Source organism: Pollutimonas sp. M17, from assembly GCF_025836975.1.
In the GTDB taxonomy this organism is placed as follows: Bacteria; Pseudomonadota; Gammaproteobacteria; order Burkholderiales; family Burkholderiaceae_B.
In genome coordinates this window covers 3,077,908-3,094,242 of sequence record NZ_CP107548.1, presented here as the reverse complement: position 1 = coordinate 3,094,242, position 16,335 = coordinate 3,077,908, and the positions used below count along the sequence as shown (strand labels likewise).

The following is a 16,335-nucleotide window of genomic DNA, read 5'->3' as shown; positions in this document are numbered from 1 at the left end:
AATGCGGGCTCGAGCGGTTTGCCTGTTTCTGGCATGGGGTGTTGCCCAGAGCGCCCATGCGGCTCCGCCCGAGGTCATCATCGACCCGGGCGGGATTCCCCCTGAGGCTTTGCAATCCATCAACAGCGCGGTCCAGGCCATCACCCGGCTGGCCGAAGATCAGGATGGCGGCGAAGTCTCGCGCCTGCGGCGGCGCGCCCACGATGCGACCATATCGGCCCTGCAGACGCAGGGCTACTATGCACCCACGGTCACGCTGGAGGTCAGCGAGGGGCTGGACGGCGAAGCCTGGGACATCACCATCGAGCCTGGCGAACTCACCCACGTATCGAGCGTCAAGCTGGGTTTCACGGGACAGATCGAGCGGCCCGAGTTCGCTGCGCGCGTCCAGTCGCTGAAGGAGCAATGGCCGCTGACGCAGGGCATGCCGTTCGTGAACGAGGCCTGGAGCAGGGCCAAGGCGGGCCTGCTCGACGACGTCAGCCGAAAGGATTTCTATTTTGCGCGGCTGGCCTCGACGCAGGCCACGGTGAATGCCGAAGAGGCCGTGGCCGATTTGTCGGTCCAGGTGGAAAGCGGGCCGCGCGTCACCATGGGCGAGGTCACCGTGATCGGGCTCAAGCGTGTGCCGGCCAGCCTGATCGACCGCTATGTGCGCTACACGCCGGGCGACCCTTACGACCAGGATCTGCTGGATGAGTGGCAGCAGGCCCTGCAATCCACGTCCTTCTTTCGCGGCGCTTTCGTCACGCTGGATCAGGACGAGTCGGCCAGGAAGACCCTGCCCGACGGCGAAGTGGAGCTGCCGGTGCGCGTCCAGGTTTCCGAAGCGCCGGCCCGGCGGGTGACCACTTCCCTGGGCGTGGACAGCGACCACGGCGTCCGCGTCGAGGGCCTGTATCGCCAGAATGTCGTCTTTGGGCAGCCGGTCTGGATAGAAACCGGCGCCGGCGTCGACAAGGACCGCCAGCGTGCTTTCTTCGACGTGCATCTGCCGCCCACAACCAGCGGCTACAAGGACAGCGTGGGCGTGCTGTATGAGCACTCGGACATCGAGGGCCTGGACAATACCCGGGCCGGCCTGGGCTGGAAGCGGCGCCAGGAACGCAAGGCGGCGGGCGACAGTCGGGTCGAATACGAAACGCAATGGGGCTTGATCGCCGCCCACGACAAGACCCGCATCAGCGGCGCGCCCGGTTTCGAGGTGCCCACGCTGGTGGGCACCTGGCAATGGCTGCGGCGCGACGTGGACAAGAAGTACGACCCGCGCGAAGGCAACCTGATCGACTTCGGCCTTGGCGCCGGCGTTACGCTGGACAAGGCCGAACGCTTCTATCGTTCCAGCCTGCGTGTGCAGAAGTGGTGGCCGGTCGGGCGGCGCGACGTCCTGACCGTTCGCGGCGAGGTCGGCAAGGTATGGTCCAAGACGGATCGCCTGCCGCAGGACTTCGGCTATCGCACGGGGGGCGCCCGGTCGATCCGCGGCTACCGCTACCAAAGCATAGGCCTGCATCGCGGCGATGCCGTCATCGGAGCTCCGGCGCTGGCGGTGGGCAGCGTCGAGTACACGCACTACTTCACCGAGCAACTGGGCATGAACTTCTTTGTGGACGCGGGTGATGCGGCGGCCTCTTTCGGGCAGATGAAGATGTCGCTGGGTTATGGCGTAGGCATGGCCTTCCGCACGCCGGCCGGTCCGTTTTTCGTGGACCTGGCCTACGGCCAGCGCGACAAGCGCCTGCGGCTGCACTTTTCCCTGGGTATTGCGTTTTGATTACTGTGTTGCGCCGTCTTCTGCTGTGGCTGGTGCCGCCGCTTGTGCTGCTGGTCGCGGCGGTCTGCGGCTTCGTCTACTGGGTGGCGGCGACGCAGCCCGGTACCCGCTGGGCCCTGATCACCGCCGCCCAGCAGTTCGACGGCCAGGCGCGTGGCGTGTCGGGCACGCTTTGGACCGGCTTGCGGGTGAGCGAATTTTCCATGACCGTGCCGCAGGCCGTGGCGCTGAAGCTGAGCGGTTTCCATCTGAGGGTCGAGTGGCGCGAATTGCTGGACCGCCGCCTGCATGTGGCCGACCTGTCGGCCGACATGGTGGATGCCGACTTGCTTCCGGGGCCCGAAGCCGAACCGCCCTCTGAACCCTTCAAGATGCCCGCCTTGCCGGTGCGCGTGGCCGTTGACCGCTTTGCGGTTGGCGAACTGCGTGTTTCACAGGACGGAGAGCCGCTCCCCTTGCGGGTTGGCTCGTTGTCCACGGCGCTTGCGCTGGATGAAAAGGGCGGCCAGCTGGTGTTGCAGCGCCTGGAGGTCGAGCACGAGATGCTCAAGGCCGGATTTGACGGCGAGGTGGTGCTGCAGGCATTGCAGGACCCCTGGCCCATGCAGGCCCGCCTGGCGACCAGGGCAGTGGGCGTGGGGGACGACTCGCCCCTGTGCGCGCATCGCTACATCGCTCCGCCGCCCGCGACCCAGGAGGCGGAAAGCAAGAAGGACAAGAATCCGTCCGCGGGTGATGAAGCTAAGGCCGCCGCCAAGGAGCAGGAAGGCGGCAATGAGGACGGAGATCGGGGTGGCGCCGCCGCTTGCACGCTGGACATCGAGACGACCCTGGCCGGCACGCTGGACGCCATGAAACTGGTGGTGAGCGGGGCGGGGCAAGGCATGAGCATCGACGTCGATGCGAATCTCGCGCCGCGTGCCGCGTTCCCCTTGAAGGATGCCACGGCCGCCTTGCATCTAGCGGACGGTTCCCTGCTTGAAAGCCGGCTGGACTGGACGTCCGAGGTGCTGGACGGCGCGGTGCACGATCGCCTGCAAGGAACGTTGAAGACCGAAAAGCTGGATATCGGCCGCTTGGCCGGCCCCGTCATTCCGCCGGCTGTCGTCAGCATGGCCTCCGAGTTCGACGTGCAACTGCTGGATCGCGATCAGGTCCGCTCGGCGGAAGTAGCCATTGATTTTGCCAAGGGAACGACGTGGAACAAGGAAGCGCTGTCGGGCCGCTTGAGCGCCCGCATCGTGAACGAGGCAAAGCCTGTTCCGGCGGCCGAGCAGGAACCCGGATCGTCCGGAGCCGGGACGGGAGGCCAACCCGGGACCGCGGCCGAAGCTGAAGGCGATGCCCGGGTCCAGGTCGAAACCGCGATAGACCAGCCTTTATGGACAGGCCTGCAACTGGCCGCGGTGGACATGGATCTGCGCCTGGGCAGCAACCACCTGAAGGCGGACGGCTCGCTGGGCGCGTCGGACAGCCGGCTCAAGCTGGACCTGGCCGCGCCTGAACTGGCTGCATTCTGGCCGGCCCTGCCGGGCGGAGTCCGGCTGCGCGGCGAAGTGGCGGGCACATTGGCCAGGCACAAGGCGGATCTGGACGCGCAATACACGCCGCCCAACAGCAAGGCCCAAGAGGTGGGCAGCGCACCGGTCGCGGCGCATGCGGTGCTGGAGGGCGGCTGGGGGCCGGGTCCGTCAGACCAAGACCGCCTGGAAGGCTGGCGCGGCACCCTGGCCATGCTGGATACAGAGCATGCGGGCCTGGGCGTGAAGCTTGCCAGGCCCGCGCGCATCGCTTTTGTGCCTTCGGCGCTCGCGCCGGCCTGGCAATGGCAGGTGGGCGATACCCGCATCGATTTCCTGATGTCGTCCCGCTCGCTGTTCACGCTGGACCACAAGGCATCGCGCGGCGGCGCCGGACGCTGGGAAACCCAGGGGGCGATTGCGCATCTGCCGGTTTCGCCGCGCCTGATTGCCGATCTGCGCAAGAAACTGGACCCCGCTTTCCGGGAGCAGGAGCAGCGCGGCGGAGTCAAGATCAAGTCGGATGAAGGCAGCGACTTGGCCGAGATCGTGCTGTCGCTGGACTGGAAGCTGGCCTTTGCCGGCGCCCTGGAGGGCCAGGCGCACATCGCGCGCGTGTCGGGCGACGTCATGGTGCCGGCGGAGCCCGCCTTCCCCCTGGGCTTGCAGGAGCTGGCCGTGGATCTGGTTGCCAGGCGGGCAGGCGAGGCGGCCAGCCGGCTCAGCGCCGAGGCCAGGGTCGCAACCGCCAAGATGGGCCGGGTATCGGCCAGCGCGTCGACGCTGCTGCATGCCAGCCCGGGCGGCGGCCTGTTTCTGGATCCGAAAGACGCCAAGACGGTCAAGGTCGACGCCGATATCGACGACCTGGGGTGGACCAGCCTGCTGCTGGACGATGCGATGGAGCTGGGCGGCGCCGTGCAGGCCAGGGTGCAGTTGAACAGCAAGCCCGACGGCAGCTGGGATACGGGCGGCACCATCACGGGCAGCAAGATACGGGTCGTGCGCATCGACGACGGCATACGCCTGCTGGACGGCACGCTGGCCGCACGATTGCAGGGCGACCGCTTGATCCTGGACAAGCTTTCGTTTCCGGCCGTCTTGCGGGTCACGCCCAAGGAATGGCGCACGGCCGAGTGGGTCGGCACGAATCCGGATGCCAAAGGCGGGAGCCTGACGCTCAGCGGCGACTGGAACCTGTTCGAGTCGCAGGGGCTGGTGAACATCGACCTGTACCGTTATCCGCTGCTGCAGCGCTCGGACCGCTACGCCATGGTCAGCGGCAAGCTGTCGCTGGATGCGGGCTTGCCGCGCATTGCGCTCAAGGGAGCGCTGACCGCCGATGCGGGCTGGTTCGACCTGGACGTGCTGGGCGGCGTTCCCACCGTGGATGGCGATGTGGTCGTCCTGCGGCCGGGCGAAACCCAGAAGGAGGTCAGCGCGCCGATGGATGTGTCCATGGACCTCGAACTGGATCTGGGGCCGCGCTTCTACCTGACCGGCTACGGCGTCAATTCGGGGCTGGTGGGCAAGCTGCACGTGATGATGGCCGAGGGCAAGCTGACCGCCATGGGGGCGCTGCGCACCCGCGGCGGCGCCATCGAGGCCTACGGCCAGCGCCTGCAGCTGCGCCGGGGCGCCATCACCTTCCAGGGCGACATCGCCAGCCCCGTGCTGGACATCGAGGCCCTGCGCACGGGACTTGCTGTCGAAGCGGGGGTGCGGGTGGCGGGCACGGCCAAGCGGCCGCGCATCGACCTGGTGTCGTATCCCGCGGTCAGCGAGATCGAGAAGCTTTCCTGGCTGCTGCTGGGCCACGGTCCCAACGATTCGGGCGGCGACGTGGCCCTGCTGCTTTCGGTGGGCACCTCGTTCCTGGGCAGCGGCGAGCCCTTTTATCGCAAGTTCGGCGTGGACGAAGTCAGCATACGATCGGGCGACTTGGGCGCGGCGGGCAGCATACTGCCGGTGGAAAGCGTGGTCAGCGGCCTGGACAGCGGCACCAGCGACATCGAGCGCAAGTTCATTACGGTCAGCAAGGGCTTGGCCGGCGGCATCACCCTGAGCATCCAGCAGGCGCTGTCGGACACCGGCACGGTGGGCAGGGCAAGCTACCGCCTGGCGCGGGGCCTGACCGCCGAGGTGACCGCCGGCACGGTCAACGGGCTGGCGCTGGTTTACCGCTGGTTTTCCAGGGATTGAATTTGTTTTGCGGCGGCCGCGCTTCTTTGGCGCACAGGGGATAAAATACGCGCCAACGTAATAAGGTTAGGGCTATGAGCATAAAAAACGACCGTTGGATCCGGCAATCGGCCGGCGCTGGAATGATAGAGCCGTTCGAGCCGGGCCAGGTTCGTTCGATCAATGGCAACCGCATCGTCAGCTATGGCACCAGCAGCTACGGCTACGACGTGCGCTGCGCCAACGAATTCAAGATATTCACCAATATCAATTCAACCATCGTCGACCCCAAGGCCTTCGATGAAAAGTCCTTTGTCGATTTTACCGGCGACGTGTGCATTATTCCGCCCAACTCCTTCGCCCTGGCCCGCACGGTGGAGTATTTCCGCATTCCCCGCAGTGTCCTGACCGTCTGCCTGGGAAAAAGCACCTATGCCCGTTGCGGCATCATCGTCAATGTGACGCCGCTGGAGCCCGAATGGGAAGGCCACGTCACGCTTGAATTTTCCAATACCACGCCGTTGCCGGCGAAGATCTACGCGGGCGAGGGATGCGCGCAAATGCTGTTCTTCGAAAGCGACGAGGTCTGCGAGACATCCTATCGCGACCGGGGCGGCAAATATCAGGGACAGCAGGGCGTGACCCTGCCTCGCACCTAGGGCCTTTTAGCGTTAACAGACCCTGACTGGAGTCATCGCATGAAATTCCGTTTCCCCATCGTCATCATCGATGAAGACTACCGTTCGGAGAACGCCTCGGGCTTTGGCATTCGTGCCCTGGCCGCGGCCATCGAGGCCGAAGGCGTCGAGGTGCTGGGAGTCACCAGCTACGGCGACCTCAGTTCGTTCGCACAGCAGCAGAGCCGCGCGAGCGCGTTCATCCTGTCGATCGACGATGAGGAATTCGACGTCGATTCGCCCGAAGACGTGGCCAATGCCATCAAGAACCTGCGCTCATTCATCGGCGAACTGCGCTTCCGCAACGAAGAGATCCCCATCTACCTTTACGGCGAAACGCGCACCTCGCAGCATATTCCCAACGACATACTGCGCGAGCTGCATGGCTTCATCCATATGTTCGAGGACACGCCGGAATTCGTCGCACGGCATATCATCCGCGAGGCGCGCGCCTACCTGGACGGCCTGGCGCCGCCGTTCTTCCGTGAACTGGTCAAGTATGCTTCTGACGGTTCGTATTCCTGGCACTGCCCCGGGCATTCCGGCGGCGTGGCTTTCCTGAAAAGCCCGGTGGGCCAGATGTTCCACCAGTTCTTCGGCGAGAACATGCTGCGCGCCGACGTCTGCAATGCGGTCGACGAACTGGGCCAGCTGCTGGACCACACCGGACCGGTGGCCGAGTCGGAGCTCAACGCCGCGCGCATCTTCCATGCCGACCATTGCTTCTTCGTGACCAATGGCACGTCCACCTCGAACAAGATCGTCTGGCATGCCAACGTGGCGTCGGACGACGTGGTGGTGGTCGACCGCAACTGCCACAAGTCCATTCTTCACGCCATCACCATGACGGGCGCGGTTCCGGTCTTCCTGCGCCCCACGCGCAACCACCTGGGCATCATCGGGCCGATTCCGCTGGAAGAGTTCGATCCGGAGAACATACGCAAGAAGATCGAGGCCAACCCCTTCGCCCGCAATGCCAAGGACAAGCGCCCGCGCATTCTGACCCTTACGCAAAGCACCTACGACGGCGTCATCTATAACGTGGAGATGATCAAGGAAAAGCTGGGTTCCGAAATCGACACGCTGCATTTCGACGAAGCCTGGCTTCCGCATGCCGCTTTCCATGAGTTCTACAAGGATATGCACGCCATCGGCGAGAACCGGCCGCGCAGTCCGGACGCGATGGTTTTCGCCACCCATTCAACGCACAAGCTGCTGGCCGGCCTGTCGCAGGCCTCGCAGATCACGGTGCAGGATTCGGAAACGCGCAAGCTGGATCGCAACGTATTCAACGAAGCCTACCTGATGCACACCTCCACCTCGCCGCAGTACGCCATTATTGCCTCCTGCGATGTGGCGGCGGCCATGATGGAGCCGCCCGGAGGCACCGCGCTGGTCGAGGAAAGCATTGCCGAAGCCATGGACTTCCGCCGCGCGATGCGCAAGGTGGAATCCGAGTTCGGCAAGAACGACTGGTGGTTCAAGGTGTGGGGCCCGAATCGCCTGGTGTCCGACGGCATCGGCAACCGGGACGACTGGCTGCTGGAGTCGGGCGACGAGTGGCATGGCTTCGGCGACCTGGCCGACGGCTTCAACATGCTGGATCCCATCAAGGCCACCGTGGTCACCCCCGGCCTGGACATTTCGGGAACCTTTGCCGAGACCGGCATCCCCGCCGCCCTGGTATCCAAGTACCTGGCCGAGCACGGTGTGGTGATCGAGAAGACCGGCCTGTATTCCTTCTTCATCCTGTTCACCATAGGCATCACCAAGGGCCGCTGGAACACGCTGCTGACCGCCTTGCAGCAGTTCAAGGACGACTACGACCGCAACCAGCCCATGTGGCGCATCTTGCCGGATTTCTGCAAAGAGCATCGCCGCTACGAGAAGATGGGCCTGCGCGACCTGTGCCAGCAGATTCATCAGGCCTACCGCAAGTACGATCTGGCCCGCCTGACGACCGAGGTCTATCTTAGCGACATGGTGCCGGCCATGAAGCCTTCCGACGCCTATGCCAAGATGGCGCACCGGGAAGCCGAGCGCGTCAGCATCGACGAGCTGGAAGGCCGCGTGACCGGCGTGCTCCTTACGCCTTATCCGCCGGGCATTCCGCTATTGATTCCCGGCGAACGCTTCAACAAACGCATCGTCAATTACCTGCAGTTCGCCCGCGAGTTCAATGCCAAGTTCCCCGGCTTCGAAACCTACGTCCACGGCCTGGCGCAGGACATGGGGCCCGACGGCATGGACAGGTATTACGTCGACTGCATCAAAGAAGGCTAGGGCCAGTGCGGTTTCCTTTTCGCGTTGGCAGGATCCAGAGTTGACCTCCGACGGGTTTGACGTAGCCGTCATCGGCGCCGGCGCGGCCGGCATGATGGCGGCCGCCGTGGCCGGCCAGCGCGGGTTGCGCGTGGTGCTGGTCGAGCACGCGTCGAGGCTGGCCGAGAAGATACGCATCTCCGGCGGGGGGCGCTGCAACTTCACCAATATCGGCACGGGACCGGCCAACTTCCTGTCCCAGAACCCCGATTTCTGCCGGTCGGCGCTGGCGGCCTACACGCCGCGCGATTTCATCGACCTGGTCGAGAGGCACGGCATCACCTGGCATGAGAAGCATCGCGGCCAGCTGTTCTGCGACGACTCCAGCGAAGAAATCATTGCCATGCTCAAGCGCGAATGCGATCTTGGGCGCGTCTCATGGCGCATGCCCTGTACCGTCCAGGGCGTGTCGCGGGACGAGGACGGCTATCTTTTGCAGACCGGCCAGGGCGCCATCGCCGCCCGGCAACTGGTGCTGGCCACCGGCGGGATGGCCATCCCGCAACTGGGCGCGACCGACTTCGCGCTGGGCATCGCGCGTCAGTTCGGCCTGAAAGTGATCGAGCCGAGGCCGGCGCTGGTGCCGCTGGTTTTCGACGCTCAAGCCTGGGAGCCCTTCGCCTCGCTCAGCGGCCTTGCCGTGGAAGTGGAGATACAGGCCAGGGAGCACGATAAAAACCCGGACGCCGCCGTCGGACAGGAGAGCGGGGCCGCGGCCCGGCGGGCCGGCAGAAACCGCCAGCGCGCCACCGTATTCCTGGAGGATCTGTTGTTCACCCATCGCGGCCTGTCGGGCCCGGCGGTGTTGCAGGTGTCCAGCTACTGGAATCCGGGCGCGGCCATCTGCATCGACCTGGCGCCCGGCCAGGATCTGGAGCGGGATCTGCTGGAGGCAAAATCGGGCGGCCGGCAGCAACTGGCCACGGCGCTTGCGGGCCTGTGGCCCAAGCGCCTGGCCGAACAATGGCTGGCCAATGCGGCCACAGCGGGCGGTGGGAATATCGGCGCCCAGCGCCTGGCCGACGTGCCCGACAGGACCTTGAGGGAATTGGCCGCCAACATCCATAATTGGATGCTGGTACCCAGCGGCACGGCCGGCTACAAGAAGGCCGAGGTGATGCGCGGGGGCGTGGATACCCGTGGGATCAACCAGAAAACCATGGAGGCCCGCCATGTGCCCGGCCTGTATTTCGTGGGCGAGGCACTGGACGTGACGGGCTGGCTGGGCGGCTACAACTTCCAGTGGGCGTGGGCGTCGGGCGTTGCTTGCGGCCGGGCGTTGAAGGCCGCTTAGGCCCGCGTTTTATTTCATTTGGCGTTCTGCCCGCTTTCGAGTTATTCTTTGCGACTGCTGTTAGTCACACAGAGTGGGAGAGTGTCGATTTTTCGACCGCCGAAGGCGCAATTCGCCCAGAATCGCTCAGGCACCCCGTACCGCTCGTGTTTTGCTTGGCTGATCGCCGGGCAAGGCAGCATTCTGGAGAGACTCGTTCCGCCCAAAGGGCAGGGCTTCGAGCGCCGAAGGTGAACATCCGCCATTGCGGGTCAACTCTCAGGCAAAAGGACAGAAGGGCGGTGCCGGCCAGCACATCGTTGGCTTACGTCGTTCGTTTCCCGTCTTCCGGAGTCTCCATGTCTTCAGTGTCAAAGCATACCCCGCTGCATTCCGTCCACCTCGAGTCCGGCGCCAAAATGGTCGATTTCGGAGGCTGGGACATGCCCGTGTCCTATGGATCCCAGCTTGAAGAGCACCATGCGGTGCGGCAGGACGCCGGGATGTTCGATGTGTCCCATATGCTGAATGTCGATGTCCAGGGCGACGATGCGCTGGCCTATCTGCGGCGCCTGCTGGCCAATGACGCGGCCAAGCTCACGGTGCCCGGCAAAGCGCTGTATTCCTGCATGCTGAATGCCGAAGGCGGCGTCATCGATGACCTTATCGTTTATTTCTTCAGTGCCGATGTATGGCGTCTGGTGGTCAACGCAGGTACCGCCGACAAGGATGTGGCCTGGATGCAGGAAGTCGCCAGCGCCGAAAAATTCAACGTCAGCATAAGCCCCCGCCGCGACCTGGCCATGGTGGCCGTGCAGGGGCCGAACGCGCGCGAGAAGCTATGGGCCGTTCGCCCCGCCTGGAAGGCGGCCACGCAGGACCTGACCCCATTCACCGGCGCGTTCGTCGGCGACGACACCCTGGTGGCGCGTACCGGCTATACCGGCGAGGACGGCTTCGAGGTCGTCCTGCCCGCCGCTCAGGTGGAAGCCTTCTGGCGCGATCTTGCCGAGAACGGCGTGCGGCCTTGCGGCCTGGGCGCGCGCGATACGCTAAGGCTGGAAGCGGGCATGAACCTGTACGGCCAGGAAATGGACGAGCAGGTCAATCCGCTGGTGTCGGGCCTGGCCTGGACCGTGTCGCTCAAGGACGCCGATCGCCGCTTCATCGGGCGAGATGCCCTGGAATCGGCGCAGGTCGATCGCGGCCTGATAGGCGTCAAGCTGCTGGAGCGCGGCGTGATGCGCGGCCACATGAAAGTGCGCGCGGCGCAAGGCGAAGGCGAACTGACCAGCGGATCCATGTCGCCGACCATGGGTGTGTCCATCGGCATGGCGCGCGTTCCGCTCGGCGTTCAGCCGGGCGATGCATTGCAAGTTGAAATTCGCGGTAAATGGCTGCCGGCCGAAGCTGTAAAAATGCCGTTTGTGCGCAATGGCAAAATCATCGCCTGATCATTTCCTGAACCAGAACATCCATTTCATTCAATACGGGGTAAATCATGAATCTTCCTAGCGACCGCAAATACACCTCTTCACACGAGTGGGTAAAAGCCGAGGGCGACCTGCTGATGGTCGGCATCACCGATAACGCACAAGATCAGCTGGGCGACCTGGTTTTTGTGGGCGACGTCAATCCCGGCACCAGCCTCAAAGCGGGCGAGACCGCCGGCGTGGTGGAATCGGTCAAGGCCGCTTCCGACATCTACGCGCCCGTGGACGGGGAAATCGTTGCCTTCAACGAAGACCTTAACGATCAGCCCAACCTGATCAACGAAGCCGCCTTCGACACCTGGATCTTCAAGATCAAGCCTGTCAATGCCGCCGATGCCGACGGCCTGCTGGATGGCGCCGGCTACGAAGCCATCGTCAACGCCGGCTGATTTTTTATATCGCCTTTGCTGCGAACCTGTTCTGTTTAGGTTGATTTATGTTGCGTGAACTAGACCCTCATTCCGATTTCATTCCCCGGCACATTGGCCCGGGCCAGGCCGACCAGGCCAAGATGCTGGCTGCGATCGGCGTGCCCGACCTGCACAGCCTGATCCAGGAAGTCGTGCCCCCCAGCATCCTGAAGCGCGGCGCGCTTAACCTTCCGGCTTCGCGCAGCGAGGCCGATGCCTTGGCCGAGCTGAAGGAAATCGCCGGGCGGAATCAGGTGTTCCGCAACTATATCGGACAAGGGTATTACGGCACTCATGTGCCCAATGTCATCCTGCGCAACATCCTGGAGAACCCCGCCTGGTACACGGCCTACACGCCCTATCAGCCGGAGATCTCGCAGGGCCGGCTGGAAGCGCTGCTGAATTACCAGACCATGGTGGCCGATCTTACCGGCCTGGACATCGCCAACGCCTCGCTGCTGGACGAGGGCACGGCGGCGGCCGAAGCCATGACCCTGGCGCGCCGCGGCTCGCGCTCCAAGAGCAAGGTGTTCTTCGCATCGCTGCATTGCCATCCACAGACAATAGAACTGCTGCGCACCCGCGCCAGCGGCCTGGACATCGACGTGGTGGTGGGCGACGAGGCGCAAGGCCTGCCCGAGTGCTTCGGCGTCCTGCTTCAGTATCCGCACAGCCTGGGCAGCTTTGCCGATTACCGTGCCCTGACCGAATCCGCGCATGCTCAGGGCGCCGTGGTGGCCGTGGCCACCGACTTGCTGGCGCTGGCTTTGCTGGCCGCGCCGGGCGAATGGGGCGCTGATATCGCCATCGGTTCGGCGCAGCGCTTCGGCGTGCCCATGGGCTACGGCGGCCCGCACGCCGGCTTCATGGCCTGCAAGGACGCGTTCAAGCGCAACATGCCGGGCCGCCTGGTCGGCGTATCCAAGGACAGCCAGGGCGCGCCCGCCTTGCGGCTGGCCTTGCAGACGCGCGAGCAACACATACGCCGCGAGAAAGCCACCTCCAACATCTGCACCGCGCAGGTGCTGTTGGCCGTGATGGCCGGCATGTACGCCGTCTGGCACGGCCCCGCCGGCCTCAAGCGCATCGCCCAGCGTGTCGCCTACCTGACGGCCTTCCTGCGCGATTCACTGTCCGAACTGGGCGTGAGGTCGGTCAACGGCCAGTTCTTCGATACCTTGCTGCTGGACACCGGCGCGGCCACCCCGGCCATCGTCAAGGCGGCGCAGGCGGCCTCGATCAATTTGCGGCAAGTGGACGGCAAGCAACTGGCCGTGTCGCTGGACGAAACCGTGACCGTCGACGACGTGCATGCCCTGCTGCAGGTTTTCGCTGAAGGCCTGGGCAAATCCTGGGACGCTGCGGTCAAGCGCATGCTGCCCGCGCAGCACGGCATTCCCTCCACCTTGCTGCGCCAGTCGGCCATCCTGTCGCATCCGGTGTTCTCGCGCATTCAATCCGAAACCGACATGCTGCGCTATTTGCGCAGCCTGGCCGACAAGGACCTGGCCCTGGATCGCACCATGATCCCGCTGGGCTCGTGCACCATGAAGCTGAACGCCACGGCCGAGATGATCCCCGTCACCTGGCCCGAGTTCGGCGCCATGCATCCGTTCGCGCCGGCCTCGCAAAGCCAGGGCTACCAAGAGCTTATCGACCGCCTGTCGGCCGCCTTGTGCGAGATCACCGGCTACGATTCGATCAGCCTGCAGCCCAATTCGGGCGCCCAGGGCGAGTTCGCGGGCTTGCTGGCGATACGCGGCTACCATCAGGCCAACGGCCAGCATCAGCGCAACGTATGCTTGATTCCCGCGTCGGCGCACGGCACGAATCCGGCGTCGGCCCAGTTGGCCGGCATGGACGTGGTCGTGGTGGCATCCGACGACAACGGCAACGTGGACGTGGCCGACCTGAAAGCCAAGATCGCCAGCGTGGGCGACCGGCTTGCCGCCCTGATGATTACCTATCCGTCCACGCACGGCGTGTTCGAGACGGCGGTCACCGAGATCTGCGCGCTGGTGCACGACGCCGGCGGCCAGGTCTACCTGGACGGCGCCAACATGAACGCCATGGTCGGCCTGGCTCAGCCCGGCAAGTTCGGCTCCGACGTGTCGCACTTGAACCTGCACAAGACCTTCTGCATTCCGCACGGCGGCGGCGGGCCGGGCGTGGGCCCGGTGGCCGTGCGCTCGCATCTGGCGCCTTACCTGCCGGGCATCGTCGACGAGTCGGGTCAGTTGCCGGAAGGTGTAGCGGTGGGCCCCGTTTCGGCGGCGCCTTACGGCTCGGCCAGCATCCTGCCCATACCGTATCTGTACATCACCATGATGGGCTCGGAAGGCCTGTTGCAGGCTACGGAAGTGGCCATACTGAACGCGAACTACATTGCGGCGCGCCTGCGCGACCATTACCCGGTGCTGTACGCGGGCAAGAACGGCCGCGTGGCGCACGAGTGCATACTGGACATCCGGCCGATCAAGGATGCTTGCGGGATCTCGAACGAGGACATCGCCAAGCGCCTGGTGGATTACGGTTTCCATGCGCCGACGATGAGCTTCCCGGTGGCGGGCACGCTGATGGTGGAGCCCACGGAGTCGGAAGGCTTGGCTGAGCTGGACCGCTTCATCGATGCGATGATCGCGATACGGGAAGAGATCGCCCAGGTGGAACGCGGCGAGAAGGACGCGCAGGACAATGTGCTGCGCAATGCGCCGCATACGGCCCAGATGCTGCTGTCGACGGAATGGCACCACGATTACACGCGTGAGAAGGCGGCTTATCCGGTGGCAAGCTTGCGGGATGGGAAGTATTGGCCGCCGGTTTCGCGGGTGGACAATGCGTTCGGGGACAGGAATCTGGTGTGTTCCTGCCCGCCCATGTCGGCGTATGAGGACGATGCGGCGGCTGTGGTGTCGGAGGCTTCGGCTTAAATCCTTCTTATCTGCTTTGATCAAAGGCTGTAGCAGCGGTTGCTGTTGCAGCCTTTGTTTTTCGTAGATATCTTTTTCGGCTTGATTGTCGTTATGGGCTGCGGAAGCGTTCTTATGCTTCCATGTTCAGTTCTTAAGACGCCGGCGGGCAGGTGGGGTGGGCCTCCGGCACGTCTAGCGGCCCGGCCAAGACCGGGCTACCCGCGCCTTCCTCGTCCAGGCGGCGTCGGCCGAACTCCCTCCGCCGCGCTCCGGTCAGATTTACGACCTTCGGGTACGCTCGTCTCCTTCACACTGGTTCCGATATCGCTGCGCGCTCACGGAACCAGCGTGCCGTGGCCTCGTCAGCCGGAAAGAACGATTCGATCCGCAACTCGTGCACCGTCACGTCGTGCGGAGTGCCCATGGTGGCAATTGAAGTGAACAAGTTCAGCGCGACACCATCCTTGCGAATCTGCATCGGTAGGAAGGGCAGCGCGCGCGCATCGAGGTTGGCCAAGCGGGTCGTCTCGCTGATCCCTGGCAATGCGGCCAATTCACCGAGCAAGTTCGCCGCCTCGCTCCCGAGGCCGTCGCTCATTGCTTCACGCTGGATCCAATGCAGCAGGTCAGCGCAGACGTCTTCCCAGTTCTGCAGGTGCTTGCGAACACCATTCGGATCGAGCATCAGTTTCAGCACATTGACACCCTCGCTTGGCAGGGGAGCGCCGTTCGGCATATCGAGCAGCCAGCGCATCATCGTTGCCGCTGGCGCATTGGCCATCACGAGATTCCACAGCCGATCGACCACCAGCGCCGGATACGGGGCTTGCTGGGCCAGCATGAAGTCCAAGGCCTGCTTCACCGCGGCCAGTTCCGGATCGGACAGGCGGCGTTCCCGGTAGGCCGGCGCATAGCCGGCCGCCAGCAGCATCACGTTGCGCTCGCGCAGCGGGATGTCGAGGACGATTCCAAGTTTCAGAACCATCTCGCGGCTCGCCTGCGAACGGCCGCTTTCGAGGAAGCTGATGTGTCGCTGCGAGATACCGCTCTCGCTCGACAGCCGAAGCTGGGTATAGCCACGCTTGTCGCGCCAGTAGCGCAGTGCCGTGGCGAAATCGGCAAAGTAGCGGCTGTCGCGCTCACTCTGCCGGACATGTTCTTGTTGTTCCATGCTATCTCCATGCTGAATAGCTGCCACACGACACGTCCGGCTTCAGGAAGGCATCTTGTCAAGGAAACCCGTGATCCGTTCGATGCGTCCGTCCGGCGCTACAACGGCAATATCGGTGCCAGCCGCCAGGTGTTCGGCATCATCTGCACCAAGGGACCACGAAAAGCGAACGACGTCATGATGTCCATCCGGCGTTCCGGACACGTGAAAGTGTAAGCCGGCAAATTGCGCTTGGGCGGCACTGATCATCGCATCGAGGCCATCGTGCCCAGCCGCCTGCATGACCGGATCGAGGTAACTGGCCTGCGCCGTAAATGTCTGTTCGATTAGCGTGCGGCGGCGTGCCGGATTGTTTTCGTTCCAAATGCCGACATATTGTGCGGCAATTTGGGCCGGGATGCTTGGACGGGTATTTTCGGTCATGGGAATCTCCTTGGAAAAATGGTTGGGTTGTTGCGGACAAGCATTGTCGAATGCAACAGCATGATTTTGCTGCAGCGTGCGATCCCGGTCGATTACGTGCCAGGTAATAGCGCTATTGCGCGATTGGAAATACGCCAGCGGATGGGACACGACGCGATTACCTCCGACGTCATCGACGC

At 64.1% G+C, this 16,335-nt stretch carries 10 protein-coding genes and 2 riboswitches; of the genes, 8 read left to right on the top strand and 2 right to left on the bottom strand.

All coding sequences use genetic code 11. The features are described 5' to 3' along the window. Position 1: 1 nt before the first annotated feature. The 8 genes from OEG81_RS14565 (at position 2) to gcvP (ending at position 14,580) form a co-directional block, all read left to right on the top strand. Entirely contained in the window at positions 2-1,774 is a 1,773-nt protein-coding gene (locus OEG81_RS14565; RefSeq protein WP_264129996.1) for an autotransporter assembly complex protein TamA, read from the top strand. A 5-nt stretch (positions 1,775-1,779) separates the two neighbouring features. Then, entirely contained in the window at positions 1,780-5,496 is a 3,717-nt protein-coding gene (locus OEG81_RS14560; protein WP_264129995.1) for a translocation/assembly module TamB domain-containing protein, read from the top strand. A gap of 74 nt (positions 5,497-5,570) precedes the next feature. Continuing rightward, positions 5,571-6,134 carry a dCTP deaminase gene (gene dcd, locus OEG81_RS14555; protein ID WP_264129994.1) on the top strand — a complete coding sequence of 188 codons (564 nt, stop codon included), beginning with the start codon at positions 5,571-5,573 and terminating at the stop codon, positions 6,132-6,134. Between the two features lie 39 nt (positions 6,135-6,173). Next, complete coding sequence (locus OEG81_RS14550) at positions 6,174-8,435, top strand: arginine/lysine/ornithine decarboxylase (RefSeq protein WP_264129993.1); 2,262 nt, start codon at positions 6,174-6,176, stop codon at positions 8,433-8,435. 91 nt (positions 8,436-8,526) lie between these two features. Continuing rightward, the gene (locus tag OEG81_RS14545) at positions 8,527-9,768 is read left to right on the top strand and encodes an NAD(P)/FAD-dependent oxidoreductase (protein ID WP_412034149.1); all 1,242 of its coding nucleotides are present in this window, start codon (positions 8,527-8,529) and stop codon (positions 9,766-9,768) included. 64 nt (positions 9,769-9,832) lie between these two features. Beyond that, a riboswitch (glycine riboswitch) is annotated at positions 9,833-9,921 on the top strand. 20 nt (positions 9,922-9,941) lie between these two features. After that, positions 9,942-10,052: riboswitch (glycine riboswitch) on the top strand. Between the two features lie 54 nt (positions 10,053-10,106). Beyond that, positions 10,107-11,201 carry a glycine cleavage system aminomethyltransferase GcvT gene (gcvT, locus tag OEG81_RS14540; RefSeq protein WP_264129991.1) on the top strand — a complete coding sequence of 365 codons (1,095 nt, stop codon included), beginning with the start codon at positions 10,107-10,109 and terminating at the stop codon, positions 11,199-11,201. Between the two features lie 47 nt (positions 11,202-11,248). After that, positions 11,249-11,629 carry a glycine cleavage system protein GcvH gene (gene gcvH, locus OEG81_RS14535; protein WP_264129990.1) on the top strand — a complete coding sequence of 127 codons (381 nt, stop codon included), beginning with the start codon at positions 11,249-11,251 and terminating at the stop codon, positions 11,627-11,629. Positions 11,630-11,676: 47 nt separating this feature from the next. Further along, a complete protein-coding gene (gene gcvP / locus OEG81_RS14530) occupies positions 11,677-14,580 on the top strand; it encodes an aminomethyl-transferring glycine dehydrogenase (protein WP_264129989.1) in 2,904 nt (967 codons plus the stop codon). Between the two features lie 289 nt (positions 14,581-14,869). On the opposite strand, the gene OEG81_RS14525 is transcribed toward gcvP, so the two are convergent. Both OEG81_RS14525 and OEG81_RS14520 read right to left on the bottom strand, forming a co-directional pair. After that, a complete protein-coding gene (locus OEG81_RS14525) occupies positions 14,870-15,733 on the bottom strand; it encodes a helix-turn-helix domain-containing protein (protein WP_264129988.1) in 864 nt (287 codons plus the stop codon). Positions 15,734-15,775: 42 nt separating this feature from the next. Further along, a complete protein-coding gene (locus tag OEG81_RS14520; RefSeq protein ID WP_264129987.1) occupies positions 15,776-16,306 on the bottom strand; it encodes a nuclear transport factor 2 family protein in 531 nt (176 codons plus the stop codon). Between the last annotated feature and the right edge of the window lie 29 nt (positions 16,307-16,335).

Bases quoted from the DNA above. Each gene is read 5' to 3' on its own strand.
- OEG81_RS14550 (WP_264129993.1), top strand. From the start codon at position 6,174: ATGAAATTCCGTTTCCCCATCGTCATCATCGATGAAGACTACCGTTCG.
- gcvH (WP_264129990.1), top strand. From the start codon at position 11,249: ATGAATCTTCCTAGCGACCGCAAATACACCTCTTCACACGAGTGGGTA.
- gcvT (WP_264129991.1), top strand. From the start codon at position 10,107: ATGTCTTCAGTGTCAAAGCATACCCCGCTGCATTCCGTCCACCTCGAG.
- dcd (WP_264129994.1), top strand. From the start codon at position 5,571: ATGAGCATAAAAAACGACCGTTGGATCCGGCAATCGGCCGGCGCTGGA.
- OEG81_RS14525 (WP_264129988.1), bottom strand. From the start codon at position 15,733: ATGGAACAACAAGAACATGTCCGGCAGAGTGAGCGCGACAGCCGCTAC.
- gcvP (WP_264129989.1), top strand. From the start codon at position 11,677: ATGTTGCGTGAACTAGACCCTCATTCCGATTTCATTCCCCGGCACATT.
- OEG81_RS14565 (WP_264129996.1), top strand. From the start codon at position 2: ATGCGGGCTCGAGCGGTTTGCCTGTTTCTGGCATGGGGTGTTGCCCAG.
- OEG81_RS14545 (WP_412034149.1), top strand. From the start codon at position 8,527: ATGATGGCGGCCGCCGTGGCCGGCCAGCGCGGGTTGCGCGTGGTGCTG.